Raw genomic sequence first — 26,453 nt, forward strand, 5'->3', positions numbered from 1 at the left:
CGGCCGACCACGAGACGCTCGCCGACCGGTCCGCGACGGTCTGATTACTCGGCGTCGACCGCCTCGGCCAGCAGTTCGGTGATGCCGACGATTTCGATGTCGTCCTCGTAGCCGCCGGTCTTGCGGCCGTCCTCGTACATCGTCATGCACATCGGGCAGGCGACGACGAACTTCTCGACGCTCTCCCCGGCGTCGGTGTCCTCCAGCGCCTCGCGCAGGCGCTCCTCGCTGGGTTTGGTCTCCTCCTCGAAGTCCATCCAGAGGCCGCCGCCGCCACCGCCACAGCAGAAGGAATCGGCGCGGTTGCGCGGCATCTCGTGGCGGTCACACCCGGTCGCGTCCACGAGGTCACGGGGGGCCTCGAACACGTCGTTGTACCGCCCGAGGTGGCAGGGGTCGTGGTAGGTGACCGTGTAGTCCAGTTCGTCGCCCCGGAGGCCCAGCGCGCCCGACTCGGCGAGGTCGGCGACGACCTGCGTGTAGTGGAACACGTCCTCGCTCTCCCACTCGCAGGCGTCGAACTCGGGGTACTCGTTCACGAACGTGTTGTAGGAGTGGGGGTCGGTCGTGACGATGGACTCGAACTCGCAGTCCGCGACGGCGGCGGCGTTGTCCTCGACGAGCATCTCGTAGAGGCCCTCCTCGCCGACCCGGCGCACGTCGTTGCCGTCGGTCTGTTCGGCCTCGTAGAGGATGCCGTAGTCCACGCCGGCGGCCTCGAACACCCGCGCGAGGGCCTTCGCGACCGCCTGGTTGCGCTCGTCGTAACTCGGGTAGTCCCCGACGTACCAGAGGTACTCCACGGGCTGGTCGCGGGCGTCGGGCACCTCGAAGTCCAGGTCGTCGGTCCAGTCCGGGCGCTTGCGTTCGGGGTCGCCAAACGTGTTGCCGTGCTGGAACACGTTCATCATCGCGTCCTGCACGTGTTCGTCCATCTCGCCCGACTCGGTGAGCCGTCGGTTCATCTCCGTGAACTGCGTGACGTGTTCGATGTCCACCGGACAGGCGTCCATGCAGGCCATGCAGGACATACAGGACTCCATCGTGCGGGCGTCGATGACGCTTGTACCCCCGTCGGCGACGATGGGGACGTCCTCGCCGCCGGCGTCCCGGTCCTCGCGGTACCGTTTCAGGTCCAGAATCACGTTTCGGGGGTCCAGCGGCCGTCCCGCCTCCTTCGCGGGACAGACCGACGAACACCGGCCGCACTTCGTGCAGGCGTCGTGGTCCAGCAACTGCTTCCACGAGAAGTCGTCTATCTCGCTGGGGCCGATGTCTTCGGGGGCGGCGTCCTCGGGGACGCCCGGCAGGCGGACGCCGGCCTTCTCGTCGCGGGCCACGAGGTTCCCGAACGACGAGAGCATGTGGAACGGCTTGGCGTAGGGAATCCACGCGACGAACCACAGCGCCACCAGTGAGTGACTCCACCAGACCAACGGGTAGGCCCCGGCAGCCATCTCGGGGGTCACGCCTGCGAGGAGGAGGACGTCCCTGACGAACCACCCGACGAAACTCACCGTCTCGAAGGAGACGTCACGGACCGTCGACGTGCCCAGAATCCGGACTCCCTCGGTGAGGTAGCCGCCGACGCCCAGCACGAATAGTGCCCCCAGAAACAGGTCGTCCTCGCGGGAGGTGTGCCGGTCGTGGAGTCGGTCCATCCGCCGGCCGTACCGTCGCCACAGAGCGACGCCGACGCCGACGACGAACAGCAAGCCCATCGCGTCCATCACGAACGAGTACGAGAGGTAGAACCGGCCGACGAAGAAGGACTCGCCGGTCAGCGGCCGGTAGAGGTCCATGTCGATGCCCAGAATCGTCGTCCCGATGAGCAGCGTGAGAAAGCCCCAGACGACGAACGCGTGCATCACGCCGGCCACGGTGTCGCGGTCGAGTTGCTTCCGGTTGGAGAGGGCCAACCGGGCCGCGGTGATGACCCGGTCGGGCAGGCCGTCGAGTCGGTCGAACGGGTCCTCGCTCGCCCGCGCGTACCGCGCCACGCGCCCGTAGACGCCGTACAGGAACACGAGGATGGCAAGCGCGGCGAGGTAGTAAAAGAGCACCTTCCCCACGGGACCGATGCGCCAGAACGTCGGCCGCGTGGTCGTCTGCAACGCGAGTGACATACTGTACCACGTGGTACGCGCTCACTTGAAGCTTACCACGAACCGGTGCCGTCCCCGAGAACGTATAAACGGTTGAAAGTTTCTAGCAGAAATTCGTCGCCCACCAAACAACTATATACCTCCGGAGTGGAAGGTTCCGGTCCGATGGACGAAAAGACCGAGGAACTCCGGGACATCTTCATGGACGTCTCCGGGGAGGGGACGGTGACGGAGTCACAGGAGGCGTCCCGGGGGTCACTGACCGACGTCGACGAGTCGACGGTCGACGAGCGACTCGCCGACGTGGTCGCCCGGATGCGCGACCGCTACGAGTTCCGCACGGGCCTCGACGAGGACGCTCTCGTGACGGTCGTCCGGGGCTTCTACGAGGGCCGCGAGGACGACGCTATCGCATCCGACCTCGGGGTCGACGAGTCGTCGGTGCTGACGGCCCGCCTCGACCTGCATCTACTCCGCGAAGGGGACGACGCCGACGCCGAGTTCGACTTGGCGGCGTTCCGCCGTCGGACCGTCGACGGTGCGACCGCCGAGGAGTTGGCCGAGACGTTCGACGTCGACGCCGACACCGCCGCCCACTACCGCCGCGTGGTCGAGGCGCAAGCCGCCGCGCGCCGGGTGAGCCACCGCTTCCAGAGCGAGTTCGAGGACGTCCTCACGGAGGCCGGCCTCTCGACGCAGTTGACCGCCGCCGTCCGCGAGAGCGGCCTCGACGAGGCCACCGAGGACATCGACTCGCTGGATTCGGACGCCGACGTCTCCATGTGACCCGGCGAACGTTTTTGAACGGTGACGGGGCCAGCGACGGCCATGGCCGACCACACCTTCCGCGAGTTGGAAACCGCGGCCTACTGCCCCCGAAAGCTCTACTACCGACGGCGAGACGGCCCGCCGGACGTCCCCGAGGGAATCGGCGCGATACGTGACCTCGCGTTCGATTACGACCGACTTCTCGCGGAGGACGCCGCCCTGCTGACCGCGCCCATAGAGGCCGACCCGACCACCGTCCGAGAGCGCCTCCGCGACGCGCGGGACCGTCTCGCCGACTGGGACGCACTCGCCGACCCCGCCGACCGCGACGTCTACCTCTCGGGGAAGGACGCCCGTGGCGTCGCGCACAAACTCGTCCGGACGGACGCGGGGGCGGTCCCGTCGCTGGTCTTCGCCGGCCGCCCGCCCGAACAGGGCGTCTGGGAGCCACAGACGGTGCGACTGGTGGCCGCGGCGAAGGCGCTCTCGTGGGCGCGCGAGCGGCCCATCGAGCGAGCGTTCGCGGAGTACCCCGCCCACGGCGTCGTGCGGGCCGTGGACGTGACGGCACGCCGAACCGGCGTCTACCGTCGGGCGCTCCGAACCGCCGAGAGCATCGACGGGCCGCCCGCCCGGGTCGACAACGACGCGAAGTGCGGCCCCTGCGAGTACCGGGAGGACTGCGGCGTCAGAACGCGGTCGCTCCGCTCGCTGTTGTGAGTCAGTTGTCGGCCAGCCACGCCTCGACGGCGTCGGCGCGGGCGCCCCGGCGGTGGATGGTCTCCGCCGACACGTCCACGACGGTCGAGCCCTGTCCCCCGGGCGTCTCGCCCGCGTCCAGCACGACGGCCACCCGGTCCCGTATCTCGTCCAGTTCGGCGACGGTGCGGGCACTCGGGTTGCCCGAGACGTTCGCGCTGGTGGCCGTCAGCGGTGCCACCCGCGCCAGCAGTGCGAGCGCGACCGGGTGGTCCGGGACGCGCACGCCGACCCGCGACGCGCCGGCGGTCAACACGTCCGGCACCGACTCGCGTCGCTCGACGACGACGGTGACGGGGCCGGGGAGGAACTCGCGCATGAACTGCTCCTCGCGCTCGGTCGGCCGGGTGTACTCGAGAGCGGCGTCCACGTCCGGGACCGCCAGCGAGACGGGTTTGTCCCGCGAGCGCCCCTTCGCGGCGAAGACGCTCTCGACGGCGTGGGCGTCGGTCGCGTCGGCCCCCAGTCCGTACACCGTCTCCGTCGGGTACACCACGAGGTCGCCGGCCCGGATGGCCGTGGCCGCGGCCTCGAGGTCGGCCTCGGATACGTCTTCGGGCACGGTTACAACTGGGCCTCGACCGCGTCGTAGTCGGGGAAGGAGGGCCACTCCTCGCCGACCCACGCGTACTCGACGGTCCGGTCAGAGTCGAGGACGAAGACGGCGGGCCGCGGTTCCGCGAGGCCTGCCATTCCATCGAGGTCCATGGCGATGCCGTACCGCTCGGCGACGCCGTTGGCGGGGTCGGAGTAGAGCCGATAGTCGCCCTCGATGTTCCGCTCTTCGAGCAGGTCCTTGTGTGCGTACGGTGTCGAGATGGAGAGGCCGACGACCGTCGCGTCCTCGTGCCATCCCCGGTCGCGAATCTCGTTCCAGACGTACGTCGCCGGGAACGCGCCGTCCATCGCGTGGAACACGAGGACGACGGGGGCGTCGCTCTCGGCACAGAGGTCCGAGAGGGCGACGTCTTCCCAGAACTCGTCGGTGACCAGCGGCCGGGTGAAGTCCGGCGCTCGCTCGCCCGCCTCGGGGTGGTCGGCCTCGTCCAGTTCGACGACGTCGAAGTCGAGGTCCGCCATCAGACCTCCACCCCCTGTTCGCGGCCGTACGTCCGCTCGATGTACTCGACGATGTTCGCGCTCTCGCTCATCGTGACGCCCGTGTTCTCGTCGACGATGGCCGGGACGGTCCGCTTTCCGGAGAGTCGCTTGACGACGTCTCGCTCCGAGTGCATCGGTTCGACGAACCGCGAGCGGTACTCCAGCCCGTGTTCTTGGAGTTTCCGCACGACGCGCTCGCAGTACGGACACGCCTGCAACCGGTAGAGTGTGATGTCGGGGTCGCTCATACGGACGCTCGTTGGCCCGAGACGCTGGTAAGGGCTTCGGCGGTCGGACCATGACAAGCCTTAATCCCCGGCACTTACAACTTCGACCGTTGATGGCCTTGGACCCACCAGCGACGTTCGAGCCGCCCATAGCGATGCTACAGGCCGTGGAGGTGCTGGGCATCCCCATCCCGCAGAGCGCCGTGTTGTTCGGTGGTCTCGCCACCATCGTCTTGCTCATCGTCCTGTCGGCGTTCTTCTCCTCCTCGGAGATAGCGATGTTCTCCCTGCCCGCACACCGGACGGAGGCGCTCGTCGAGGACGGCGTCCCGGGCGCGAAGACGCTCAAACACCTCAAGTCCGACCCGCACCGCCTGCTGGTCACCATCCTCGTGGGCAACAACCTCGTCAACATCGCGATGTCCTCCATCGCCACGGGGTTGCTCGCGATGTACCTCACGCAGGGACAGGCCGTCGCCGTCGCCACCTTCGGTATCACCGCCATCGTCCTGCTGTTCGGCGAGAGCGCCCCGAAGAGCTACGCCGTCGAGAACACGGAGTCGTGGGCGCTGACCATCGCGCGACCGCTGAAGGCCGCCGAGAAGTTCCTGCTCCCGCTCATACTCCTGTTCGACTACCTGACGCGGGTGGTCAACAAGATAACCGGGGGCCGCTCGGCCATCGAGACGTCCTACGTCACCCGCGAGGAGATTCAGGACATCATCGAGACGGGCGAACGCGAGGGCGTCTTGGACGAGGAGGAACGCGAGATGCTCCAGCGGACCCTCCGGTTCAACGACACCATCGCCAAGGAGGTCATGACCCCTCGACTCGACATGACCGCCGTCGCCAAGGAGGACTCGGTGCGCGAAGCCTTAGAGACCTGTATCCAGAGCGGCCACGCCCGCCTGCCCGTCTACGAGGGGAGTCTGGACAACGTCATCGGCGTCGTCCACATCCGCGATTTGGTCCGTGACCTGAACTACGGGGAGGCCATCCCCGAGGACATCGTCCTGGAGGACCTCATCGAACCGACGCTGCACGTCCCCGAGTCGAAGAACGTCGACGACCTGCTGACGGAGATGCGCAAAGAGCGCATGCACATGGTCATCGTCATCGACGAGTTCGGGACCACGGAGGGACTGGTGACGATGGAGGACCTCACCGAGGAAATCGTCGGCGAGATTCTCGAAGGCGAGGAGGAAGAGCCAATCGAGTACGTCGACGACGACACGGTCACGGTCAAAGGCGAGGTCAACATCGAGGAGGTCAACGAGGCGTTGGAACTCGACTTGCCGGAGGGCGAGGAGTTCGAGACCATCGCCGGGTTCATCTTCAACCGCGCCGGTCGCCTCGTCGAGGAAGGTGAGACCATCACCTACGACGGCGTCGAGATTCGCGTCGAACAGGTCGAGAACACGCGCATCATGAAAGCCCGCGTGGTCCGCCTCGACCGAGAGGACGAGGAGGCCGCCGACGCCGAGTCCGACGCCGAGGAAGCCCAACCCGAGTGACGCTCACAGGAGCGCCGTGAACGCCATGAACGCCCCGTAACTCACTCCGAACGCCAACACGAGCGACCCGACCCACGCCAGCACCGTCTTGGCCATCTTCTCGCGACTCACCTCGCCGCCGCCGGCGGCCGCGCCCGACCCGACGATGGCCGAGACGATTATCTCGTTGAACGAGACGGGGATGCCGAAGAAGACGGCGGTCTGGGCGATGACGAAACTCGGGATGAGCGCCGCGATAGAGCGGCGCGGCCCGAGCGAGGAGTAGTCCTGCGAGAGTGCCTTTATCATCCGCGGAGCACCGGTCCACGACCCGACGAGGAGGCCGACCCCGCCGAACAGGAGGACGCCCGTAATCGGGATGGCCGCCGTCGGCCCCTCGCCCAGCAGGGGGAGCAACGGTCCGAGCGCCAGTCCGACCTGACTCCCGCCGGCGGAGAACGCGACGAGGCCACCGAGTACCAACAGGAAGTGGCGCTGCCCGGCCGCCGGGTCGGCCCTCATGTCGCGGTAGAGGAGGCCCCCGCCGATAGCGGCGACGAGGAGCGTGACGGCCGCCACCGTCGGGAGCGGCGGCGTTCCGAGCGCGGCGGCCACCGCCTCGGCCACCGACGCCTGCGCGGAACCCGGTGCCAGCAGAACGAACCGGACGTTCGCCAGCAGCGCGGCGACGAGGCCGCCGAGGGCCGGGACCATCAGCGGTTCCGGAACCGACTCGTGGCGCAGGAGCCACGCCGTCGAGAAGGCGATACCGCCGCCGACGAACGGCACGGCGACCCACAGCGAGACGATTTCGACGTACTTCGCCGTCGCGGGTTCGCCGCCCATCGCCAGTCCGACGCCGACGACGGCCCCGGTGACGGTGAAGGCCGTCGCGATGGGGTAGCCGGTGAAGATGCCGATAGCGACGAGGATGGCGGCGGTGACCAACGCGACGATGGCGGCGACGGCCGAGAGGCCGCCGCCCTCGGGGAAGAGGACGAGGCCGCCCCCGACCGTCTCGGTGACGTTCGCGCCCTGCAACACCGCCCCGGCCAACCCCAGCAGGCCGACGAAGAACCCGGCCCGCATCACAGAAATCGCGTTCGCTCCCACGGCCGGGGCGAACGGCGTCGACCCGGACGACCCGGCCCCGATGGCCCACGCCATGAACAGACTCGCCGCTGCCGCGACCACCAGCGTCGCCAGCACACTCGTCGCTACCATCTACACCGGCGTTTGCCCTTCCCCGCAATGAGAGTACCGCTCGCGTCGCCGCCTATCTCCACTCGAAACGAAGGGGTATGGCAACTTTTCACACGGAGAGTGACGCGGGTGCTCTCTTTCCATCGTCAACCGATGCCGCGGCGTGAGTTGGCGACCGTTCGAGCGTCGCCGTTCGACCACTACACGGACGCAAAACCGGCGTGGGCGACACGGAGACCGCCTTAGTTCGTTTTGGCGTCGGCGATGCTGGAAGACGGCGGCGCACAGACGAGACTGCGCTCAGTTCGTCTTCGCGTCCGTCTCCTCGCCCGGTTCGACCGCGTCGACGCCTTCGGCGGCCTCGACTGCCTCGGTCACCTTCTCGGTGTCGACGTGCCAGCGGTCGACGGACTGGTCGTAGTCGGCCAGTCGGTTGGAGACGCGCATCTTCAGGTCGTCGTCGTTGACGTTGACCTCGAAGACGTACTCCGGGCGGGCCTCGCCGCCGATGCGCCGGAGGTTCGCGCTGACGAGTTCGTTGTCGAAGTAGTACGGTGCAATCTGGGTCATCACGTTGCGGTAGACCGTGTCCTCGACCTTCCGGAGGGCCTTCCGGCCGGCGGAGTCGGCGGCGCGGGCGACGTAGTCGACGGACTCGCTCCACTTGTCTATCGCCTCGTCGGGTTCGTCCAAGTTCTCGTAGGACTCGCTCAACTTCTCGCCGGCGGTCTGGAGGTCCTCGTCGGGCTCTTTCCCCGCCTGCTCTCCTCGGCCCTCGTCGACGCTGGCCTGTTCTGCGGTCTTCTCGTTGACGTCCTCGTCGAGCCGTTCGTGGCTCTTCGGCCGCCACTCGTCGAAGTCGCTCAACGCGTCGGCGTCGATGTCCGCCGTCACGTCGTCGTCGGCCACGAGGTCTTTGAGCGCCTGCGTGATGCGCTCGCCGTGTTCGACCACGTCGACCCAACCACCCTGTGTCTTGAATCCGGAGACGCTCTCTTCGATGTCTGCCATTGTAAAACGAATTCGTGGGAAGACGGCCTGATACCGTGCTTGCATCGTCTTGTGCCTCTGACGTGTTAAGCGTTTCCGCCCCGGTGGCCGGCGGCCACTTATCAGGGTCGCCCGCATAGGCACTGGCGATGCCATCCACACTGTTCGTAGTCAGCGAGCACGGCTACTGGGGCGAGGAGTGTATCGAACCGCTGACGACCCTGTCCGACGCGGGCGTCGACGTCACCGTCGCCACGCCGACGGGCGACAAACCCGTCATCGACGAGCGCTCGGTCGACCCCGACGAGATAGGCGAGGAGGCGGCCGAACACATCATGGACGTCCACGAGAACGACGAGCGACTCAACGACCCGACGCCCATCGCGCGGGTCGACGCCGCCGACTTCGACGCCGTCGTCTTCCCCGGCGGCCACGGCACGGAGTGGGACGTCAATCAGGACAAGCACGCGCGCCGACTCCTGCGCGACGCCGTCGAGAGCGACGACGGGAAGGCCCTCGTCGTCTGTCACGCCGTCGGTATCCTCGCCTTCACCCGCGACAGCGACGGCGGGTTCCTCGCCGCCGGCCGGTCGGTCACTGGGTTCCCGAACGCGTGGGAAGAGGGAATCGTCGACGAGGACGACCTGATGCCCGACGGCCGGAAACTCCCCTACTGGGTCGAGGACGAGGTGAAAGCGGTCGGCGCGAACTGGGACGCCGAACTCGACGACGACACGAGCGTCACCGTCGACGGCGACCTGATAACTGCCCGCGGCCCGCCGTCCTCGGCCGAGGCTGCCCGGACGCTCCTCGACGAACTGGGCGTGGAAAGGCCCGCCTAACGCGACGGAGAGTCGGGTGTCGTCGCTCGGTTCGACGGTACCGGTCCGAACTCCGAGAAACCCGGTCGATTCGCGCCTAGAGTCGCTGTAACCTGTGCATAGCTTAGTGCGTAGCCGGGGGTACTTTCTCGGTGTATGTCACGAGAACCCATACGGGAATCTACGCGACGGCGGTTCGTTCGGGCCGCCGGACTGGCAGGCGTCGTCGCCCTCGCAGGCTGTGGCGGCGACGGCGGCGACGGCGGTGACGGCGGCGACGGCGGGGCCGAGACGGAGACGACGGCGACAGGTGACGGCGGTGACGGCGGCACCGAGACCACCGGCGACGGCGGCGACGGTGGCTCGACGGAGACGCGCCTGTCGTGGCACGCCGGCGGGACCGGGGGGACGTACTTCCCGCTCTCGAACGAGTTCAAGACCATCGTCGAGGAGAACACGGAGTTCACGCTGAACGTCCAGTCGACGGGCGCGAGCGTCGAGAACGTCGGGAACCTCGCCAGCGGGGACGCCGACTTCGCGCTCATCCAGAACGACATCGCCTCCTTCGCGAAGAACGGGACCGGCATCGACGCGTTCCAGGGCAACGCCGTGGACAACCTGATGGGCGTCGCGACGCTGTACCCCGAGACCATCACTGTGGTGACGCTGGCGAACACCGGCATCACGCAACTGTCGGACCTCTCGGGAGCGACAATCAACACCGGCGACCTCGGGTCGGGGACGCAGGTCAACGCCCTCCAGATTCTGGAGGCCGTCGGCATCTCGAACTTCACCGAACAGAACGCCTCCTTCTCGCAGGCGGCCGACCAGTTGCGGAACGGCGACATCGACGCGGCGTTCGTCGTCGGCGGGTGGCCCGTCGGCGCCATCGAGGACCTCGCGAACACGAACGACCTGGTCATCGTCCCCATCCGCGGCCAGAACCGCGAGGCCGTCAAGGAGGCGGCGTCCTGGTTCTCCGACGACACCATCCCGGGCGGCACCTACACCGGCGTCGAGAACGACGTCCAGACGGTCGCCGTGCAGGCGATGATTGCGACCCGCAGGGAACTGTCCGAATCGACGGTGGAGACGGTGACGGCGGCCATCTTCGACAACGTCGACCAACTCACCATCAAGACGGACTTCATCAGCAAGGAGTCGGCCCAGGACGGCATGTCCATCGAACTCCACCCCGGGGCGGCGGCGTACTTCGACGCCTGACCCGACCCGTGGTGTCCGCACCGTCCGACAACCACGTTCGCTCCGGACCGCCGGTATGAATCGGCGCGTCGCTCTCGCACTCGCGTTCGTCGCAGTGCTCGCCCTCGGGACGGCCTCGGCGGTCCCGACCCAGCGTGTCCTCGTCGTCGAGGACGCCGAGACCGGAGAGCCGTACCTGACGGCCCCCGTCGAGAACGGGACGACGGTGGCGCTCTCGTACACCCACAGCGTCGAGAAGACCCGCGTCTACGACGGCTACACCGTCCGGGGCGACCGACTCGTGATGACTCGGATGGAGTTCGAGTCCTACGGTTGGGGCCTGCCCAGCGACGCGAACGTCACGCGGGAGAACGGGACGTTCGTCTACGACCCACCGGGGTCGTACGCCCGCGTCACCGTCGCACCCGGTGACGTGGCGGGCCATCGACTCCACGTCGGCGACGAAACCTACGACCTCGTCGCCCTCACGGACGAACGCTCGGTCACCCTCCACCTCGAACGGCGCTCGCCGCTCGCCGTCGCCACAGATTCACTCGACACATGACCACGACACCACCCGACGACTCGGCCGAGACCGGCACCGTCACCGACGAAGAGGTAGACGAGGTGCTACAGGAGATAGAGCGCAAGCGGTCCCTAGAGGGTGCCGCGGCGGTGGCCGTCGCCGTCGTCGGCATCTCCTTCTCGCTGTTCCAGATGTGGCTGGCGGCGAAGGGGTTCGTCCTCTCCATCGACCTGCCGGGTCTCGGCACGGTTCAGTTCGCGGCGCTCCAACTCCTCCAGATTAACGCCGTCCACGTCGCGTTCGGGTTGGTGCTCGCCTTCCTGCTGTACCCGACGACGACGGGCGACGGGCCGGTTTCGCGCCGGTGCGTGGCGCTGGCGGCGTGGCTCGACGACCGACTCGGGGCCGACCACCCCGGGACCCGCGCGGTTCGCGCCGTCGGCGGGGCGCTGGCGTGGCTGTTCGTCGACCCGGAGTTCGAACGCGTGACGCCGTTCGACGTGGTGTTGATGGGCGTCTCGGTGCTGGCGGCGGCGTACTTCATCACCGACTTCAGCGAGATTCAGCGGATGCGCGCGCTCGGGTTGGAGTCCGGGCGGCCGATACAGGAGGTGTTCACCTTCCTCGAACCGCTCGCCGGACTGCTCGGACCGCTCGCGGACACCTCCTACGCGTTCGTGCTGGGCGTGGTCGGCGTCTTGCTGGTGCTCGAAGCCACCCGGCGTGCCATCAGCCTCTACCTGATGGTCATCGTCGCCGCGTTCGTCGTCTACGCCCGATTCGGCTTCCTCATCCCGCAGGACGCGGCCTACGTCGGCGTCCTCTCGATTCCGCCGCTGGCGTGGGACTCCATCGTCCAGAACCTCTGGTACAACACGGAGAACGGCGTGTTCGGCATCCCGGTTACCGTCTCCGTGCAGTTCATCTACATCTTCATCCTCTTCGGCGCGTTCTTGGAGATGTCCGGGGCGGGCCAGTGGTTCATCGACCTCGCGTACGGCGCGACCGGCACCCGCCGGGGCGGGCCAGCGAAGGCGTCCATCCTCGCCAGCGGGTTCATGGGCACCATCTCCGGGTCCTCTATCGCCAACACCGTCACCACCGGCGCGTTCACGATTCCGCTGATGAAGCGGTCGGGTTACCGGCCGGAGTTCGCCGGCGGCGTCGAGGCCTCCGCGTCCTCGGGCGGACAGATTCTCCCGCCGGTGATGGGCGCCGCGGCGTTCCTCATCGTCCAGTACACCGTGACGCCGTTCCGCGACGTCATCATCGCCGCGACCATCCCGGCCATCGTCTTCTTCTTCGGCGTCTGGGTGATGGTCCACTTCGAGGCGACCAAGGAACACATCGGTGGCCTCGACCCATCGGAACTGGTCGACATCCGGCAACACCTCAAGAGCGGGTGGTTCTACCTCCTGCCCATCGGCCTCCTGCTGTTCTACCTCATCGTCGAGCGCCTCTCGGTCGCCCGGTCGGCGTGGTTCACGCTCATCGCCATCGGCGCGCTGGTCGCGCTCGTAGCGGCATACAGCGACGAGACGCGGGGGCGACTCGCCGCCATCTTCGCCGCGCTGTTCGTCGCCAACTTCGTCGCGCAACTGCTCGCGGGCGTCGGGTTCCTCGGGGCGTTGCTGGGTGCCGGCACCGGCGGCCAGTCCCCGCAGGCGGCGTTCGCGGCCACCGTCGGCGGCCTCGGCGGGATGGCCATCGTGGCCGGCGTCCTCACGCTGGCCACGCGGCCGTATCTGGACGCGCCCGTCCTCTCGTTCGACGACGCCGTGGGCGACGCCGCCGAGACGACGGCCGACGCCATCGGCCGGTCCGAGTGGGCGCAGAACGGCCTCTACCGACTCACCGTGTTCCTCGGGAAGTCCATGGAGAGCGGCGCGCGGACGGCCGTTCCGGTGGTCATCGCCGTCGCCGCGGCGGGCATCATCCCGGGCGTCATCAGCGTCTCCGGCCTCGGCCCGAATCTGGTGGCGCTCATCCGGGCCGTCGCCGGCGGGTCGCTCGTGTTGCTGTTGCTGGTGACGGCCGTCGCCTCCATCATCCTCGGGATGGGGATGCCGACCACCGTCACGTACATCATCCTCGTCTCTCTGCTCGCGCCGGCGCTGGTCGGGTTCGGCGTCCCGGAACTGGCCGCCCACCTGTTCATCCTCTACTTCGGCGTCATCGCGGACATCACGCCACCCGTCGCGGTCGCGGCCTACGCGGCCTCCGGAGTGGCGAAGTCGGACGCCTTCCAGACGGGCATCGAGGCGTTCTCGCTGTCGCTGAACAAGGCCATCGTCCCGTTCGCGTTCATCCTCTCGCCCGGCATCGTCCTCCTGCGACGGAAGGCCAACGCCGACGAACTCCCGCTCGGCGAACAGTACCGCGTCGTCCAGTTGGCGGACTTCGCCGACCTCGGGTTCGCCGTCTTCGAGGTGGTGATTCCCGTCGTGGGCGTGTTCCTCGGCGTCGTCGCCCTCGCCGCGACGGTCATCGGCTACGTCGAGGCCCCCGTCAGCCGCGGCCAGCGGGTCGCCTTCGCTGTGAGTTCGCTCCTGCTGATGGCGCCCGGACTGGCCGTCTCGGCCACGTACGACCTCCTCGGACTGGTGGGCGCCGGTGGCGGCGGCGAGGTGACGCTGGTCGTGGACATCGGCCTGCGGGCCGTCGGTCTCGTCCTGTTCGCCGCGCTCGTACTGGAGAACCGCCGCCGCGGGGAGGCGGTCACTGACTCGACGGCCGGGGCGGAACCGGCCTGACCGGGGCACCGTCGCGCTACCGGCCGACCCGGATGTCGTCACAGTTTAATCGGCGCGTGCCGAGTCCCCGCGTATGACCATCGAAGAGCGCGGCGACGCGTCCGTCGTCACGCACGCCTTGGCGAAGGACGAACTCTCCCGACTCCGCGACGTGGAGACCGAACAGGTCGAGTTCCGGAAGGGACTGGTCCGACTGGGCCGCATCTGCGGCTACGAGATCATCGACGGCCGGATGGAGACGGAGTACACCGAGATTCAGACCCCGCTGACGACGACGATGGGCGAACGCGTGAAGGGACTGGACGACGTGGTCATCGTCAACGTCCTCCGGGCGGCGACGCCGTTCGTGGAGGGTCTACTGAAGGCGTTCCCCCGCGCCCGGCAGGGAGTCATCTCCGCGAGTCGCGACGAGTCCGCGGGGATGAACGAGGACGGCGAGTTCCCGATCTCGGTTGACTACGTGAAACTGCCCGAGATTCGCCCGGAGGACACCGTCATCATCGCCGACCCGATGCTGGCGACGGGGTCGACGATGGCCGCCGTCCTCGAACACATCACCGAGGGCGCGCCGGACCCGGAGCAACTCATCGTCCTCTCGGCGGTGTCGGCCCCGCCGGGCATCGTCCGCATCTCCGAGTCGTTCCCCGACGTGGACCTCCTGACGGTGGCCATGGACGAGGAACTCAACGAGGAGGGGTTCATCGTCCCGGGACTGGGCGACGCCGGCGACCGGGCGTTCCGCACGGACTGAGCGCGACCCGAAACCCCTTTTAGTGGGGTCGCACAACAGACGTGCCACCGCGGTTTCGCCGACGGATTCGTCGCCTGTCGAACCCCTTTCCTTCAGTTGGAGAATCGGACGACAGCGACGGGTTTCGACTTCCACCCGAAACGGCGTCGGACGGGCGCATGACGACTCAGGGGCGGGCTGGAGTCGTCGTCTGTCGAACTGTCACTCGCCGGACCCGTCCGCGTCGCCGGCCGACAGGCCCGCGTCCGCCGGTCTGTCGAGCGCCCGGGCCGCGTCGTGGTGGGGGGAGTACCCGTCGAACCAGCGGGCGATGCGCTCGATGCGGTCGACGACGTGGCCGGGTTCCCCGGACCGACTCATGTCGTGGCCCTCGCGGGGGTACCGGACCAGTCGCGTGTCGACGCCGTGCTTGCGGAGGCCCCGGTGGAACAGTTCGGCGGTGTTGGCCGGGGTGCGGTAGTCCCGGTCCGAGTGGAGTACCAGCGTCGGCGTGTCGACGCCGTCGACGTGCGTGACCGGGGAGTGGGCCGCCAGTTTCTCCGGGTCCTCCCACGGCGTCGTCCCGAAGTCCCCCTCGACGAGTTTGTAGGCGGCGTCGGTCGACCCGTAGAACCCCGAGAGGTCGTAGACGCCCCGTTGAGCGACGGCCGCCCGGAAGTAGTCCGTGTGGCCCACGGCCCACGAGACGAGGTAGCCACCGAAGGAGCCACCGGTGAGGAAGACGTGCTCCGCGTCGACGCCGGGTCGGTCGGCCACGTCCCGCGTGACCGCCAGCACGTCCGTCAGGGTGACCCCGCCCCAGTCGTCCTCGATGGCCGTCGTGAACGCCTCGCCGTATCCCGTGGACCCGCGAGGGTTCGCCCACGCGACGACGTACCCGCGGGCCGCGAGCGTCTGGAACTCGTGCCACATCGTCCCGCTGGTGGTCCACATGTGGTGGGGGCCGCCGTGGACTTCGACGACCAGCGGAGACTGCTCCTCGTCGTCCTCGAATCCGGGTGGCGTCAGCACCCACCCCTCGACGCGGCCCCGTTCGGAGTCGACGGCGACGGGTTCGGGGTCGCCGACCGCCACCTCGTCCAGCAACCCCTCGTTGAGGCGGGTGAGTCGCCGCGTCTCGCCGTCGGCGTGCAGGAACACGTCGCCGGGGTGGTCGGCCTCGCTCCGGGCGAGCGCCAGTCCGTCCGGGCCGGGGTGGACGCCCTCGACGCTCCCGCCCCGGAGGACGCGCTCTGGGTCGGCCCGCCCGCCGTCGCCGGTCGCCCACACGGCCGTGTGTCCCTCGTCCGGCGTCGTGAAGTACAGCGTCTCGCCGTCCGGTCCCCACACCGGGGCCGTATCGAGGCCGAGCGAGCGGTCGACGCTCGCCGTGACGTCGTGGCAGTCGTCGGTCGCCCGGTCGTAGAGGTGGAGGCTGGTCGGTTGCATCCCCGCCCGCTCGGGGTCGTTGTAACAGTGGGCGACCCGCCCGTCGGCGGTGGCCGCGAGCGAGAGGCTCCACCCCGCGGAGCGGTGGACCCTCTCCCGGTCGCCCGTCTCGACGTTCTCGGCCACGACGTCGTAGTGCACGTCGTCGTCCGGGTCCTCGCTGGCGGCCTTCGCGGCGAAGTACAGCGTCTCGTCGTCGCCCCACGTCGGACTCGCGTGGTCGTGGTCGCACGCGGTCACCCGCCGGACCGCGTCGTCTCCGAGGTCGGCGACGTACACCTGCGGGCGTCGCCCGTCGAAGTACTCCTGCGCGGAGCGGTAGACGGTCCGGTCCACGACGCGGGGGTCGGGGGCCTCGCGCTCGTAGCCCTCGGGGACCGACAGGTCACGGTCCGCGTCCCTGTCCTCGGGCGCGACTCGCTGGACGAACGCGATGCGGGTCCCGTCGGGGTGCCACTCGATGTCGCCCACGCCGCCGACCACGTCCGTCACTTGGCGGGCCTCGCCGCCGTCGGTCGGGAGGACCCACAGTTGCTGTCGGTCGTCGTCGGCCCCTCGGGTCGAGGTGAACGCGAGACGGTCCCCGGAGGGCGACCACCGCGGTTCGGCGTCCTCGCCATCGGAGAGCGTGAACCGACGCGTCGGGCCGCCGTCGGTGGGGACGACGTGGACGGTCCGCTCGTAGTTCTCCGCGTCCGCGGGTTCCTGCCTGACGAAGGCGACCCGGTCGCCGTCGGGGGAGAGTCGCGGGTCCTGTGGCGTCGCGATGTCGTGGTAGTCGGCGGCCTCGATGGGTCGGCCGGTCATACCCCACCCTGTGGCCGGTCGGTGAAAGCCGTTCGGGCCTCAGCGGTCCGTGTCGGTGTCGATGGCCGCCCGACCGCTGGTCGCACTGCGGATGCGGTCACGCAGCGCCGCCCCCTCCTCGGTCGGCACTCGGACGGCGAAGGTGACCTCGGCCTCGTAGTCGGCCTCGAACGTCACGTCGGCCGACTCCAGCAGGCCGCGGACGCTCCCGGAGTCGTCGTACTCGACGGTCACGGTGAACCGCTCGTGGGGCACCGACTCGACGACGCCGGCGGCGTCGACGCCCTCTTTGACGGCCCGCCCGTACGCCCGGGCCAACCCGCCGACCCCCAGATTCGTCCCGCCGTAGTAGCGGGTGACGACGGCGACGACGTTCTCCAGTTCGCGTTGCTGGAGGACGTTCAGCGCGGGTTTGCCGGCGCTCCCGCTTGGTTCGCCGTCGTCGCTCGAGTACTCCCGGAACGGCGAGGCCCGCACCCGATAGGCCGGCACGTTGTGGGTCGCGTCGGCGTACTGCTCGCCGATTTCCTCGACGAACGCCTCCGCCTCGGCGACGGTCTCGGCGGGCGCGAGGTGGCCGATGAACTCCGAGCCCTGCACCTCGAAGCGCGCGGCCGCCCGTTCCGCGACGGTCCGATAGCTGTCTGCCACGCCCGTCGGTACTCCCGGCGGGCGAATAGCCCTTATCCTTCGTCGGACGCGTCGCCGGTCTCGCGGCCGCCCCACACGCGCTTGTCCGGTATCTGGACCCGCATCCCGTCGCGAACCCGTAGCTGACAGGACAGGCGTGGGTAGCCAAAGCGGTCCGCGAGGTCGTCGTGCCAGTGGTCGGGGTCCCGCGGGTCGGCCAGTCGGACGCCGCAGGTCGCACAGAGGCCGCGACCGCCGCAGTTGAGTCGTCTCGCGTAGCGGCCGTGGGGACTGATGCCCGCGTCGAGGAGAGCGTCCCGGAGGACGCGACCCTCCTCGGCGACGACCTCGCGGACCGCGCCGTCGGGCGTCTCGACGGTGACCGTGACGGGGGAGCGCATACCGGGCGGTCGGGCCGCGAACTGAAAAGGACTCAGGCCAGTTCGATGGTCCGGACGAACGGCATCGTCCGAATCTCGTTGATGAGGTCACCGGGGAGTTCCTCGTCGGTGATGACGTACAGCACCGCCTCGTCGGTGAACTCCGGGTCCTCGGTCAGCACCTGTCGGACGGGGATACCCCGGTCGGCGATGGCGCTCGTGACCTCGGCGACGATGCCCGACTCGGTTGCCGCCCGGACGTGGACGGTCATCGCTGTCAGGTCCAGCACGGGCGCCAGGTCCAGCAGGCTCGGCACCGCCGAGATGTTCCTGAAGATGCGCCGCAACTCCTCGTCCTCGAGGATGGCCTCCGTCGTCGCGTTGACCACCCGGCGGTCTACGTCGGCCTCGCGGGCGATGCCGGTGTTCGGAATCTCGATTCCGCCCGAGACGACGCGGCCGTCCTCGTTGACCGAGAACCCCCGCTCCAGCAGGAGCCGGACGACGGCCTGCTGGCCCGGCGAGTCCTCGAACTTCCGCATAATCTGGTCGAACATCCGCCTACAGTTCGCCCTTCGTCGAGGCCACGTCCGACCGCCGCTCGTCGATGCGGGTGGCGTCGTCCAGCGCCCGCGCGAGCCCCTTGAACAGCGCCTCTATCTCGTGGTGGGCGTTCTCGCCGGTGACCCCGCAGTGCAGGGTCAGGCCGGCGTTGGTCGCCAGCGACCGGCCGAAGTGTTTCGCCATGTGGCTGGTCATCCCGCCCACCTCGGCCTGCGAGAACTCGCCGTCGAAACTGTAGTAGGGCCGGCCGGAGACGTCGACGACGACGCTGGCGACGGCCTCGTCTAGCGGGACCTTCCGGTCGGCGAAGCGGACGATGCCGCGTTTCTCGCCCAGCGCCTCCGCGAAGGCCTGGCCGAGCGTGATGGCCACGTCCTCGACGGTGTGGTGGTCGTCGATTTCCAAGTCGCCGTCGCACTGCACCGTGAGGTCGAACAGGCCGTGCGTCGAGAAGGAGTCGAGCATGTGGTCGAAGAAGCCGATGCCGGTGTCGACGGTGGAGTCGCCGTCGCCGTCGACGTCGAGCGTCACCTCGATGTCCGTCTCGGCCGTCTCGCGGGTCACGGCCGCCGTGCGGTCGCTCATACGTTGACTCTGACGGGCCGTCTATATGGGAATTGTGTCCGGTCGGTGTCGCTGGTGCTCCTCTCGGGGCTGTCACTGCTTCCGCTAACAGCCCGAAAGTCCCCGCCGGGTGGCGTTGTCACCGGCGGACACAGGTGGGTGTCGAGCCGGCGGAACTCGCTGTCAGGACTCCTGTACGCTCCCGGCGGTGTACCACGTCACGAGTAAGAGGGCGAGGAGGGCACACAGCGGAACCGCCAGCAGACGCATCGCTCGGACCACGTCGGCACCGCTGATGACGAACCCCATCGCCGCGGGGACGACGGCGAACCCCGCCGAGGACGTCACGGCGGCCGTCGAGTTGACGGGGGTGCTGTGTTCGGGCATCCCCTCGACGCCGTAGGCGACCAGCGTGGGGTACAGGCCCGAGAGCAGGAGGCCGAACGTGAAGATGCCGGCGAGGAACCCGTACCCCTCGGCGGCGAAGAACGTGAACCAGAACGTGGGAACCGAGAGCGCCACCAGTACGGCGCTCAGACGGACGTAGCCGAACCGCTCCGAGAGACGCCCCGAGAGGAACCGACCGGGGACGTACGCGGCGAGCAACACCGACAGCGACGCCGTCGCCAGCGTGTCCGAGAGCCGGCCCTGCGCGTAGGTCGTCAGCCACGTGAAGATGCCGCCCTCGAACCCAGCGACGAGGAAGACGCCCGCGGCCATCGCCAGCACCTCCGGGCGGCGAACGAGACGGCGGACGGCGGCCAGATTCATCGGGTCGTCGCCGCCGCCGACCGACGGCGAGGGCAGCGAGTAGACGAGCAGGAGCAGGGGGACGAACGCCGCCCCGACAGCGAAGTAGGCGTAGCGCCAGTCGCCCGCGAGGAGCGCCCCCGCCACGAGGAGGGGGCCGATGGTCGCGCCGATTGCCCACATCATGTCGTAGTAGCCGAACAGCCGACCCCGTTGGCTGGGGTAGAGGTGGCTCAGGAGCGGCCGGGCGTTCCCGCGGCCGACGCCGGTGAACAGCCCGCGACCGAACAGCGCCGCGAGGAAGAACAGGAACGAAGGGGCGACGCCCATCAGGAGGACGCCGGCGCCCGTGCCGACGACGGCGAGGAGGAGGAGCCGGCGAGTGTCGAACCGCCCCCCGACGGCGCCGACGAGCATCACCACCACCAGAAAGCCGACAGTGCCGGCCGGGGCGACCAGTCCGAGTTGCCACTCCGGCGCGCTGAACTGCTCGCTGAGCGTCGGGATGACGGCGCCGCGCATCTGCAGGGCCGCCCCTTCCAGCGCCATGTACGCGAACGCGACGACGGTCCACCACCGACGGCTGGACCGCTGGGAGTCGCTCTCGTGGTCCGTCTCCGCCGCGGATGCGGTGGCCGTCTCGCCCATACGCTGGGGTGTGCGCCCTAGTGGAAAAATATTTTGTATATAGTCGTACAATCCTCTCCCATGTCTGCGGAGACGCTGCGCGACCACCTCTCGACGTTCGGCCTCTCGGAGAAGGAGATAGCGGCGTATCTCGCGGTCCTCCGGGCCGGCGAGGCGACCACCAGCGAGGTGTCCGAGGCCGCGGACCTCTCGCAGGGGTACGTCTACGAGATTGCGGGGTCGCTCACGGAGCGCGGACTGGTCACCATCGACGAGACGGCCAGTCCCACGGTCCTGCGGGCGCGCCCGCCAGAGGAGGCGGTCGGGTCGCTCGCCTCCCGCCTCGAGGAGGTGCGCGAGAGCGTCGAGACGCTGTACACCACGCCGGCCGACGACGGCCCGGCGCTCGAAGTCGTCCACTCCCGGTCGACGGTCCGCAAGCGGGCCACACAGTACCTCGCCGCCGCCGAACGGGAGGCGTTCCTCGTCCTCCCGGCCCCGGAGGTGGCCCATCTCGGCGACGCCCTCACCGAGGCCCGGGAGCGCGGCGTGTTCGTCTATCTGCTCGCCGTCGCGCCGCTCTCGGCCGACGCCTTGGACGTGGACTGGAGCGCGTGTGCCGACGTCGTCAGGACGTGGGACGCCGCGCCGCCGGTCCACGTCCTCGTCGACGACACGACGGGGCTGTTCGGGGCCCACGGCATCCTCTCGGGCCGGCACGGCGAGGAGTACGCGCTGGCGTTCGCCCAGCGAGAGGTCTGGAGCGGCTTCTTCGGCAACGCCGTCGCCAACTTCTGGCCGATGGGCGAGGACCACTACGTCACCGACCCCGACCCGCTCCCGGCCACCTACGACCACCTGCGGACCGCCGCGACCAACGCCGCCCTCCACCGGGCGGCCGGCCGGGAGTTGCTGGCCGACGTCACCCTCGAAGAGGTCGACGGCGGTGGCGAACGCCGCTACGAACGGGTGCCTGTCGTCGCGGTGCGCCAGAACCTCGTCGGCGACCCGACGAACGACTTCCCGATGGAGAACAGCGTCGTCTTCGAGACGCCGGACGGGCGCATCGCGGCGGGCAACGCCGACGGCGGTATCGGCCCGTTCTACGAGGGGTACGGTGCCCAGTCGGTGACGCTGTACGAGGGGTAAGCCGCTACTTCGAGGCGAACAACCCCACCAGTACGGGCACGGTCGGTCGGGTCTCCGGCCGAGCGAAACGCCCGTTTCAGCCGTCCTCGACTCGTTTAGGTCGTGATTAATTACGTACGTCCGTCGAGTCGGCCCGGTGGGATGACTGATAGACTACTCTCCCAAACGTCAAAGTACAGCAGGCGTCAGTTCGTGGGCGGACTGGCGACCCTTCTGGCGGCCTCGGCGTTCTCGCGCGAGGTCCCGGAGGCGACCGCGGCGCAGGTCACGTCGGGGGACGACGCCCCCACGCAGACGGTCACCTCGCCGGACGGGCGCATCGAGGTCACGGTCGACGTGAGCGACGGCGTCCCGACGTACAGCGTCGCCGTCGAGGACACCACCTACGTCGACCCGTCGGAACTCGGGTTCGACTTCCAGAACCAGCGGACGTTCGGGGCCGGTTCGGACGGCGACGGCGCGGCCGTCACCGTCACCGGCACCGAGCGAGGGGCGGAGACGGAACGGTGGGACCCCCTCTGGGACCAGTACGACAGCGTCCGCGCGGAGTACCGGTACCTCCGCGTGGGACTCGCGGAGGACGGCGGGCCGGGCCGGCCCGCGACGCTCGAACTCCGGGTGTTCGACGACGGGTTCGGCTTCCGTGTCGTCTTCCCCGACGCGTTCGGGGTCAACGACGGCCAGTTCGTGGTCACCTCGGAGAACACCGCGTTCGACTTCGCCGACGACTACCGCTCGTGGTGGATAGAGAACCGCTTCGCGCAACCGGAGAACGAACCCGGGCGGTTCGAGGCCGAGTACAGCGAGACGCCCCTGAGCGAGGTACCCTCGGGGACGGAGGCACAGATACCCGGCGGCGCGGAGACGCGGGAGGGCGTCCACACGCCGTTCACCGTCGACGCCGGCGACGTGTACCTGAGCGTGCACGAGGCGGACCTGACCGACTACGCGACGCTCTCGCTGGCCCCGAAGGGCGACGGTAGCACCGACTTCTCGGCGGAACTGGCACCGCTCCCCGACGGGACGAAGGTGTCCGCGTCGGCCTCGCACGTCACGCCGTGGCGGACCGTACAGGTCGGGTCCTCGCCCGGCGACCTGATGGAGTCCTCGCTGATTCCGCTCCTGAACGACGAGATGGAGGTGTCCCTCCTGCCGACGGTGGACGGCGAACCCGACACGGACTGGATAACGCCGAAGAAGTACGTCGGCATCTGGTGGACGATGATTGCCGGGAGCGCGAACTGGCAGTACAAGACCGACGCCGAAATCTCGAACGACGGCAACGACCCCGCGAAGTACGTCCACGGCGCTCGCACCGAACGGATGAAACGCTACCTCCAGTTCGCCAGCGACAACGCCGTCGACAGCGTCCTCGTCGAGGGGTGGGACGAGGGCTGGGGGTCGTTCCCCGGGCCGGGCGGCGCCGCCCTCGACTTCTCCGTCGACGGGTCGACGCCGGACTTCTCCGTCCCCGAAGTCACCGACTTCGGGCAGTCGCTGGACCCGGCCGCGGAGATGACGATGCACAACGAGACGGCCGGGAACGTCGTCAACTACGAATCACAGATAGACGAGGACGTCTTCGCCGACTACGAGGCCGAGGGCATCCGCTCTATCAAGACGGGGTACGTCTCGAACCCCGGACTCGGCTTCGAGGGCGACGGCACGTTCCCGACGCACAACCACCACAGCCAACTGGCGGTGAACCACCACGAACTGGTCGCCCGCGAGGGGATGGCCACCCGGCAACTGCTCGAACGCCACGAGGCCGACAAGCCGACCGGCAAGCGCCGCACCTACCCCAACCTCGCGGCGACGGAGACGGTCAAGGCTCAGGAGTACGACGGCTTCGGCGCTCTCGGGTCCGACGTGGACGAGGACCACCACGTCACCCTGCCGTTCACCCGGATGCTGGCCGGGCCGACGAGCTATCAACCCGGCATCTTCGACATCACGTTCAACGACTCGACGGGCGGGCGCATCCGGACGACGCGCGCGAAGCAACTGGCGATGTACCCGACGTACCACGCCGGCCTCCAGATGCTCGCCGACCGCATCGAGGCCTACGTCAGCCCCGAGTTCGAGGTGGGCCAACTCCTGCAGGCCCAGTCCGGCGAGTTAGACGGGACGATTACCGCCGACACGTGGCGTAACGCCTTCGGCGCCCACTACGTCCCGATAGACCCCAACCGGGAACCGTCCGGTGCGTCCGTCTCCTTCAGGGTCACGGACGTCCCGTCGGCCGGCGAGTACGACCTGCACCTGCGCTACGCCAGCGACGCGGAGGAGAACGCCCCGCGTGTCGTCGACAACGGCGGCCCGCAGGCGACCCTCTCGGTCGACGGCGACCGGCGGACCGTCGAACCCGGGTTCACCGACTACTGGGACCAGTGGGAGGTGTTCACGACGACGGTGTCGCTCACCGAGGGCGACAACGCCGTCGCCGTCGAACTGCACTACGACGACTCGGGCGACACCTTCGAGGGCGACGTCGGCGGGTTCAACCTCGACACCGTCGCGGTCACCGAGGCCGGTGCCGAGTCCCCGATTCCGGCCGACTACGAGGGATACACGCCCGAGAACGAGAACTTCGAGACGGTGCCGGAGTTCGACTTCCTCGAAGCGGTGCCCGCCGGCGGGTGGGACGACACCGCCGTCGTGGACGCCGAAATCGCCGACTACACCGTCACCGCCCGGAAGAAGGGCGAGGAGTGGTTCCTCGGGGCGATGACTGACGAACAGGGGCGGGCGGTCGACGTCCCCCTCGACTTCCTCGGTCCGGCCAACGGGTCGAACGACGGCAACGGCCGGGGACAGCAAGGCCCGAAGTACGTCGCCGAACTCTACACCGACGGCATCGGGGCCGGGTCGGCCGAGAACGCCACGGCGGTCCGCGTCTCCGAGGCCATCGTCGACCCCAGTACGACCCTGCTGGCGTCGATGGTCCAGAGCGGCGGGACCGCGGTCCGATTCCGGCCCGCGACCGGCCGCGAGATTCGGGACCTCCCGGAGTACGAACGGCCCACGCAGGAGTTCGACGTCACCGTCGACACGGACCCGTTCGTGCAGGAACCGTTCGTCACCGCGACCGGCGACAACGACGGCGACTACGTCGGCGGGACGACCGTCGAACTCGTCGTCGGCGGCGAGGTGGCGAGGCGCACGAACGTCCGCCTCCCGCCGGACTCGACGGACGTGACGGTCGAATTCGACTACACCATCGACGCACCCGGCGAGTACGACGTGGTCGTCCGCCGGAGCGACGGCGGGGTGCTCTCGAGCACGACGGTGACGGTCCAGCCACCGGAGACGGTCGCCACCGTCGCCGACCCCGCGGGCGACGACTACGGGCCGGGCGAGTACACCTACCCCACGTCCGACGACTTCCCCGACGGGTCGTTCGACCTGCGCTCCGTCACGGTCAACCAGACGCCGAGTTTCCAGCAGTACGCCTTCGAGGTGGCGACGCTCCCGCAGGTCTTCGGCGGGCGGTTCTCGCCGCAGATGTTCGTCTGCTGGATTCGGGACCCCGCGAAGAGCGGCGGGTCGACCACCAGCCTCGACGACCTCGGCGCGAACGTCGAGTTCGAGGAGGAGTGGCACTACCGCCTCCGGGTCGACGGGTTCAACGTCGGCCTCGTGAACGCGGACGGCGGGCCGGTGCTCGACGACGACGGGAACCCGGTCACGCCGCGGGTCGCCACCGACCGCGACGCCGGCACGGTGACGCTGGGCGTCGACCGCGAGGCGTTCGACGGGCGCGACGCCGCCGAGTTCGATATCGTGGCCATGGTCCAGTCCGAGGACTTCGGGTCGCTCCGTGCGGTGGAGGTCGACGCCGGCGGCTACACCTTCGGCGGCGCGAAGGCCGGTGCCGTCGACGACGCACCGCTCGTCATGGACGTGATAACGCCCGAGGGCGTCGGTCAGAGCGAGGCGCTGGCGTACACCGACTCGGAGACGGCGACGCTCCCGTTCGTCTCGCTGGACTGACTACGCCCGCTCTTCGACGGCGGCCATCGCCGATTCGAGGGTGAACGCACCCTCGTAGAGTGCGCTCCCCACCACGACGGCGGCCGCCCCGGCGTCTTCGAGGGCCAACACGTCCTCGACGGTGGCGACGCCCCCGCTGGCGACCACGGGGATATCGATGGCCTCGACGAGTCGGCGCACGGGGTCCGTACGCACGCCCTCCAGTTGCCCCTCGACGTCGACGTCGGTGAAGAGGATACCGGCGGCGCCCAGTTCCTCGTAGCGCTGTGCGGCCTCGGCGGGGTCCAGTCCGGTCCCCTTGGTCCACCCCGAGACGACGACCTCGCCGTCTTTCGCGTCGAGACTGACGAGGACGCCCTCGGGGTGGGACTCGCTGACTTCGGCGACGATGTCGGGGTTCTCGACGGCGGCGGTGCCGAGGATGACCCGGTCGACGCCGCGGTCCAGTAGCGAGACGGCGTCCTCGGCGGTTCGGATGCCGCCGCCCAACTGCACGCTCACGTCGTCGCCGACGGCCGAGAGCACCGCGTCGATGGCCTCGGCGTTCTCGCGCTCTCCCTCGAACGCGCCGTCGAGGTCGACGAGGTGGAGGGTGCGAGCGCCGGCCTCGACCCACCGCTCGGCCGCCTCGACCGGGTCGCCGTACGTCTTCTCGGTGCCGCGTTCGCCGCCCACCAGTTGCACGACCCGCCCGTCCTGCATGTCGACGGCCGGCACGACTTCGAACTCGGGGAACATGGCCGAGGCTGGGTCGCGGGCGGTCGAAAGCGTGTCGGTCCGCGGTGTGAGGGCCGTCTCGACGAGCGCCGACGCTGTCCGACCCCGCCCTATCCCCACGTTTTTACGCTGGCGTGGGAAATG

At 69.0% G+C, this 26,453-nt stretch carries 23 protein-coding genes; 10 read left to right on the top strand and 13 right to left on the bottom strand.

Going from position 1 to position 26,453, the window contains the following annotated elements; genetic code table 11:
• Positions 1 to 44 precede the first annotated feature (44 nt).
• Positions 45 to 2,126 (bottom strand): (Fe-S)-binding protein, encoded by a 2,082-nt coding sequence (locus Hhyl6_RS09395; protein ID WP_483738942.1) that lies wholly within the window; start codon positions 2,124 to 2,126, stop codon positions 45 to 47.
• Between the two features lie 144 nt (positions 2,127 to 2,270).
• On the opposite strand from Hhyl6_RS09395, the gene Hhyl6_RS09400 reads away from it, so the two are divergent.
• Complete coding sequence (locus tag Hhyl6_RS09400; RefSeq protein ID WP_483738943.1) at positions 2,271 to 2,891, top strand: conditioned medium-induced protein 4; 621 nt, start codon at positions 2,271 to 2,273, stop codon at positions 2,889 to 2,891.
• A gap of 42 nt (positions 2,892 to 2,933) precedes the next feature.
• A complete protein-coding gene (locus Hhyl6_RS09405; RefSeq protein ID WP_483738944.1) occupies positions 2,934 to 3,593 on the top strand; it encodes a CRISPR-associated protein Cas4 in 660 nt (219 codons plus the stop codon).
• Between the two features lies 1 nt (position 3,594).
• On the opposite strand, the gene Hhyl6_RS09410 is transcribed toward Hhyl6_RS09405, so the two are convergent.
• The 3 genes from Hhyl6_RS09410 to Hhyl6_RS09420 are packed head-to-tail and all read right to left on the bottom strand — an operon-like array spanning position 3,595 to position 4,981.
• Positions 3,595 to 4,194 carry an L-threonylcarbamoyladenylate synthase gene (locus Hhyl6_RS09410; RefSeq protein WP_483738945.1) on the bottom strand — a complete coding sequence of 200 codons (600 nt, stop codon included), beginning with the start codon at positions 4,192 to 4,194 and terminating at the stop codon, positions 3,595 to 3,597.
• A 2-nt stretch (positions 4,195 to 4,196) separates the two neighbouring features.
• On the bottom strand, positions 4,197 to 4,712 hold the full coding sequence (locus Hhyl6_RS09415; RefSeq protein ID WP_483738946.1) for a redoxin domain-containing protein: 516 nt from the start codon (positions 4,710 to 4,712) through the stop codon (positions 4,197 to 4,199).
• Positions 4,712 to 4,981 carry a glutaredoxin family protein gene (locus tag Hhyl6_RS09420; protein WP_483738947.1) on the bottom strand — a complete coding sequence of 90 codons (270 nt, stop codon included), beginning with the start codon at positions 4,979 to 4,981 and terminating at the stop codon, positions 4,712 to 4,714. The genes Hhyl6_RS09415 and Hhyl6_RS09420 overlap by 1 nt, the downstream gene beginning before the upstream one ends.
• Positions 4,982 to 5,073: 92 nt before the next feature.
• Between Hhyl6_RS09420 and Hhyl6_RS09425 the strand changes: the two genes are divergently transcribed.
• Positions 5,074 to 6,474 carry a hemolysin family protein gene (locus tag Hhyl6_RS09425; RefSeq protein WP_483738948.1) on the top strand — a complete coding sequence of 467 codons (1,401 nt, stop codon included), beginning with the start codon at positions 5,074 to 5,076 and terminating at the stop codon, positions 6,472 to 6,474.
• 3 nt (positions 6,475 to 6,477) lie between these two features.
• On the opposite strand, the gene Hhyl6_RS09430 is transcribed toward Hhyl6_RS09425, so the two are convergent.
• The gene (locus tag Hhyl6_RS09430) at positions 6,478 to 7,677 is read right to left on the bottom strand and encodes an anion permease (RefSeq protein WP_483738949.1); all 1,200 of its coding nucleotides are present in this window, start codon (positions 7,675 to 7,677) and stop codon (positions 6,478 to 6,480) included.
• Positions 7,678 to 7,956: 279 nt separating this feature from the next.
• Entirely contained in the window at positions 7,957 to 8,667 is a 711-nt protein-coding gene (locus Hhyl6_RS09435) for a DUF5828 family protein (RefSeq protein ID WP_483738950.1), read from the bottom strand.
• 128 nt (positions 8,668 to 8,795) lie between these two features.
• Here Hhyl6_RS09435 and Hhyl6_RS09440 point away from each other — a divergent pair, with 128 nt between their 5' ends.
• The 5 genes from Hhyl6_RS09440 to upp all read left to right on the top strand — a co-directional run bounded on the left by Hhyl6_RS09440 (position 8,796) and on the right by upp (position 14,700).
• Positions 8,796 to 9,488 carry a type 1 glutamine amidotransferase domain-containing protein gene (locus Hhyl6_RS09440; protein ID WP_483738951.1) on the top strand — a complete coding sequence of 231 codons (693 nt, stop codon included), beginning with the start codon at positions 8,796 to 8,798 and terminating at the stop codon, positions 9,486 to 9,488.
• A 135-nt stretch (positions 9,489 to 9,623) separates the two neighbouring features.
• Positions 9,624 to 10,691: a TAXI family TRAP transporter solute-binding subunit gene (locus Hhyl6_RS09445; protein ID WP_483738952.1), complete on the top strand. Its 1,068-nt coding sequence runs from the start codon at positions 9,624 to 9,626 to the stop codon at positions 10,689 to 10,691.
• 55 nt (positions 10,692 to 10,746) lie between these two features.
• Entirely contained in the window at positions 10,747 to 11,235 is a 489-nt protein-coding gene (locus Hhyl6_RS09450) for a DUF1850 domain-containing protein (RefSeq protein WP_483738953.1), read from the top strand.
• Positions 11,232 to 13,949: a TRAP transporter permease gene (locus Hhyl6_RS09455; RefSeq protein ID WP_483738954.1), complete on the top strand. Its 2,718-nt coding sequence runs from the start codon at positions 11,232 to 11,234 to the stop codon at positions 13,947 to 13,949. Before Hhyl6_RS09450 ends, Hhyl6_RS09455 begins: the two co-directional genes overlap by 4 nt.
• Before the next feature lie 73 nt (positions 13,950 to 14,022).
• On the top strand, positions 14,023 to 14,700 hold the full coding sequence (upp, locus tag Hhyl6_RS09460; protein WP_483738955.1) for a uracil phosphoribosyltransferase: 678 nt from the start codon (positions 14,023 to 14,025) through the stop codon (positions 14,698 to 14,700).
• A gap of 201 nt (positions 14,701 to 14,901) precedes the next feature.
• Here upp and Hhyl6_RS09465 read toward each other — a convergent pair whose 3' ends face one another.
• The 6 genes from Hhyl6_RS09465 to Hhyl6_RS09490 form a co-directional block, all read right to left on the bottom strand.
• Positions 14,902 to 16,935, bottom strand: coding sequence for a S9 family peptidase (locus tag Hhyl6_RS09465; RefSeq protein WP_483738956.1), 2,034 nt, complete (start codon positions 16,933 to 16,935; stop codon positions 14,902 to 14,904).
• A 39-nt stretch (positions 16,936 to 16,974) separates the two neighbouring features.
• Positions 16,975 to 17,586, bottom strand: coding sequence for an IMPACT family protein (locus Hhyl6_RS09470; RefSeq protein WP_483738957.1), 612 nt, complete (start codon positions 17,584 to 17,586; stop codon positions 16,975 to 16,977).
• A gap of 32 nt (positions 17,587 to 17,618) precedes the next feature.
• Complete coding sequence (locus Hhyl6_RS09475) at positions 17,619 to 17,966, bottom strand: 2Fe-2S iron-sulfur cluster-binding protein (RefSeq protein WP_483738958.1); 348 nt, start codon at positions 17,964 to 17,966, stop codon at positions 17,619 to 17,621.
• Positions 17,967 to 17,998: 32 nt separating this feature from the next.
• A complete protein-coding gene (gene trpY / locus Hhyl6_RS09480) occupies positions 17,999 to 18,502 on the bottom strand; it encodes a TrpY family transcription regulator (RefSeq protein WP_483738959.1) in 504 nt (167 codons plus the stop codon).
• A 4-nt stretch (positions 18,503 to 18,506) separates the two neighbouring features.
• Positions 18,507 to 19,094, bottom strand: a complete 588-nt coding sequence (gene hisB, locus Hhyl6_RS09485; protein ID WP_483738960.1) for an imidazoleglycerol-phosphate dehydratase HisB — start codon at positions 19,092 to 19,094, stop codon at positions 18,507 to 18,509.
• 162 nt (positions 19,095 to 19,256) lie between these two features.
• Entirely contained in the window at positions 19,257 to 20,471 is a 1,215-nt protein-coding gene (locus Hhyl6_RS09490) for an MFS transporter (protein WP_483738961.1), read from the bottom strand.
• Positions 20,472 to 20,531: 60 nt separating this feature from the next.
• Here Hhyl6_RS09490 and Hhyl6_RS09495 point away from each other — a divergent pair, with 60 nt between their 5' ends.
• Both Hhyl6_RS09495 and Hhyl6_RS09500 read left to right on the top strand, forming a co-directional pair.
• A complete protein-coding gene (locus tag Hhyl6_RS09495) occupies positions 20,532 to 21,599 on the top strand; it encodes a TrmB family transcriptional regulator sugar-binding domain-containing protein (protein WP_483738962.1) in 1,068 nt (355 codons plus the stop codon).
• A gap of 141 nt (positions 21,600 to 21,740) precedes the next feature.
• The gene (locus tag Hhyl6_RS09500; RefSeq protein ID WP_483738963.1) at positions 21,741 to 25,592 is read left to right on the top strand and encodes a glycoside hydrolase family 97 N-terminal domain-containing protein; all 3,852 of its coding nucleotides are present in this window, start codon (positions 21,741 to 21,743) and stop codon (positions 25,590 to 25,592) included.
• On the opposite strand, the gene hisA is transcribed toward Hhyl6_RS09500, so the two are convergent.
• Complete coding sequence (gene hisA / locus Hhyl6_RS09505; RefSeq protein WP_483739695.1) at positions 25,593 to 26,330, bottom strand: 1-(5-phosphoribosyl)-5-[(5-phosphoribosylamino)methylideneamino]imidazole-4-carboxamide isomerase; 738 nt, start codon at positions 26,328 to 26,330, stop codon at positions 25,593 to 25,595.
• Positions 26,331 to 26,453: the final 123 nt, after the last annotated feature.

The sequence above is a fragment of the Haloarcula sp. H-hyl6 genome, from assembly GCF_056934455.1.

What these genes read in the sequence shown, in the direction of transcription:
- Hhyl6_RS09395 (WP_483738942.1), bottom strand. Translation starts at nt 2,126, where the DNA reads ATGTCACTCGCGTTGCAGACGACCACGCGGCCGACGTTCTGGCGCATC.
- Hhyl6_RS09400 (WP_483738943.1), top strand. Translation starts at nt 2,271, where the DNA reads ATGGACGAAAAGACCGAGGAACTCCGGGACATCTTCATGGACGTCTCC.
- Hhyl6_RS09405 (WP_483738944.1), top strand. Translation starts at nt 2,934, where the DNA reads ATGGCCGACCACACCTTCCGCGAGTTGGAAACCGCGGCCTACTGCCCC.
- Hhyl6_RS09415 (WP_483738946.1), bottom strand. Translation starts at nt 4,712, where the DNA reads ATGGCGGACCTCGACTTCGACGTCGTCGAACTGGACGAGGCCGACCAC.
- Hhyl6_RS09420 (WP_483738947.1), bottom strand. Translation starts at nt 4,981, where the DNA reads ATGAGCGACCCCGACATCACACTCTACCGGTTGCAGGCGTGTCCGTAC.
- Hhyl6_RS09425 (WP_483738948.1), top strand. Translation starts at nt 5,074, where the DNA reads ATGGCCTTGGACCCACCAGCGACGTTCGAGCCGCCCATAGCGATGCTA.
- Hhyl6_RS09430 (WP_483738949.1), bottom strand. Translation starts at nt 7,677, where the DNA reads ATGGTAGCGACGAGTGTGCTGGCGACGCTGGTGGTCGCGGCAGCGGCG.
- Hhyl6_RS09435 (WP_483738950.1), bottom strand. Translation starts at nt 8,667, where the DNA reads ATGGCAGACATCGAAGAGAGCGTCTCCGGATTCAAGACACAGGGTGGT.
- Hhyl6_RS09440 (WP_483738951.1), top strand. Translation starts at nt 8,796, where the DNA reads ATGCCATCCACACTGTTCGTAGTCAGCGAGCACGGCTACTGGGGCGAG.
- Hhyl6_RS09445 (WP_483738952.1), top strand. Translation starts at nt 9,624, where the DNA reads ATGTCACGAGAACCCATACGGGAATCTACGCGACGGCGGTTCGTTCGG.
- Hhyl6_RS09450 (WP_483738953.1), top strand. Translation starts at nt 10,747, where the DNA reads ATGAATCGGCGCGTCGCTCTCGCACTCGCGTTCGTCGCAGTGCTCGCC.
- Hhyl6_RS09455 (WP_483738954.1), top strand. Translation starts at nt 11,232, where the DNA reads ATGACCACGACACCACCCGACGACTCGGCCGAGACCGGCACCGTCACC.
- upp (WP_483738955.1), top strand. Translation starts at nt 14,023, where the DNA reads ATGACCATCGAAGAGCGCGGCGACGCGTCCGTCGTCACGCACGCCTTG.
- Hhyl6_RS09465 (WP_483738956.1), bottom strand. Translation starts at nt 16,935, where the DNA reads ATGACCGGCCGACCCATCGAGGCCGCCGACTACCACGACATCGCGACG.
- Hhyl6_RS09475 (WP_483738958.1), bottom strand. Translation starts at nt 17,966, where the DNA reads ATGCGCTCCCCCGTCACGGTCACCGTCGAGACGCCCGACGGCGCGGTC.
- trpY (WP_483738959.1), bottom strand. Translation starts at nt 18,502, where the DNA reads ATGTTCGACCAGATTATGCGGAAGTTCGAGGACTCGCCGGGCCAGCAG.
- hisB (WP_483738960.1), bottom strand. Translation starts at nt 19,094, where the DNA reads ATGAGCGACCGCACGGCGGCCGTGACCCGCGAGACGGCCGAGACGGAC.
- Hhyl6_RS09490 (WP_483738961.1), bottom strand. Translation starts at nt 20,471, where the DNA reads ATGGGCGAGACGGCCACCGCATCCGCGGCGGAGACGGACCACGAGAGC.
- Hhyl6_RS09495 (WP_483738962.1), top strand. Translation starts at nt 20,532, where the DNA reads ATGTCTGCGGAGACGCTGCGCGACCACCTCTCGACGTTCGGCCTCTCG.
- Hhyl6_RS09500 (WP_483738963.1), top strand. Translation starts at nt 21,741, where the DNA reads ATGACTGATAGACTACTCTCCCAAACGTCAAAGTACAGCAGGCGTCAG.
- hisA (WP_483739695.1), bottom strand. Translation starts at nt 26,330, where the DNA reads ATGTTCCCCGAGTTCGAAGTCGTGCCGGCCGTCGACATGCAGGACGGG.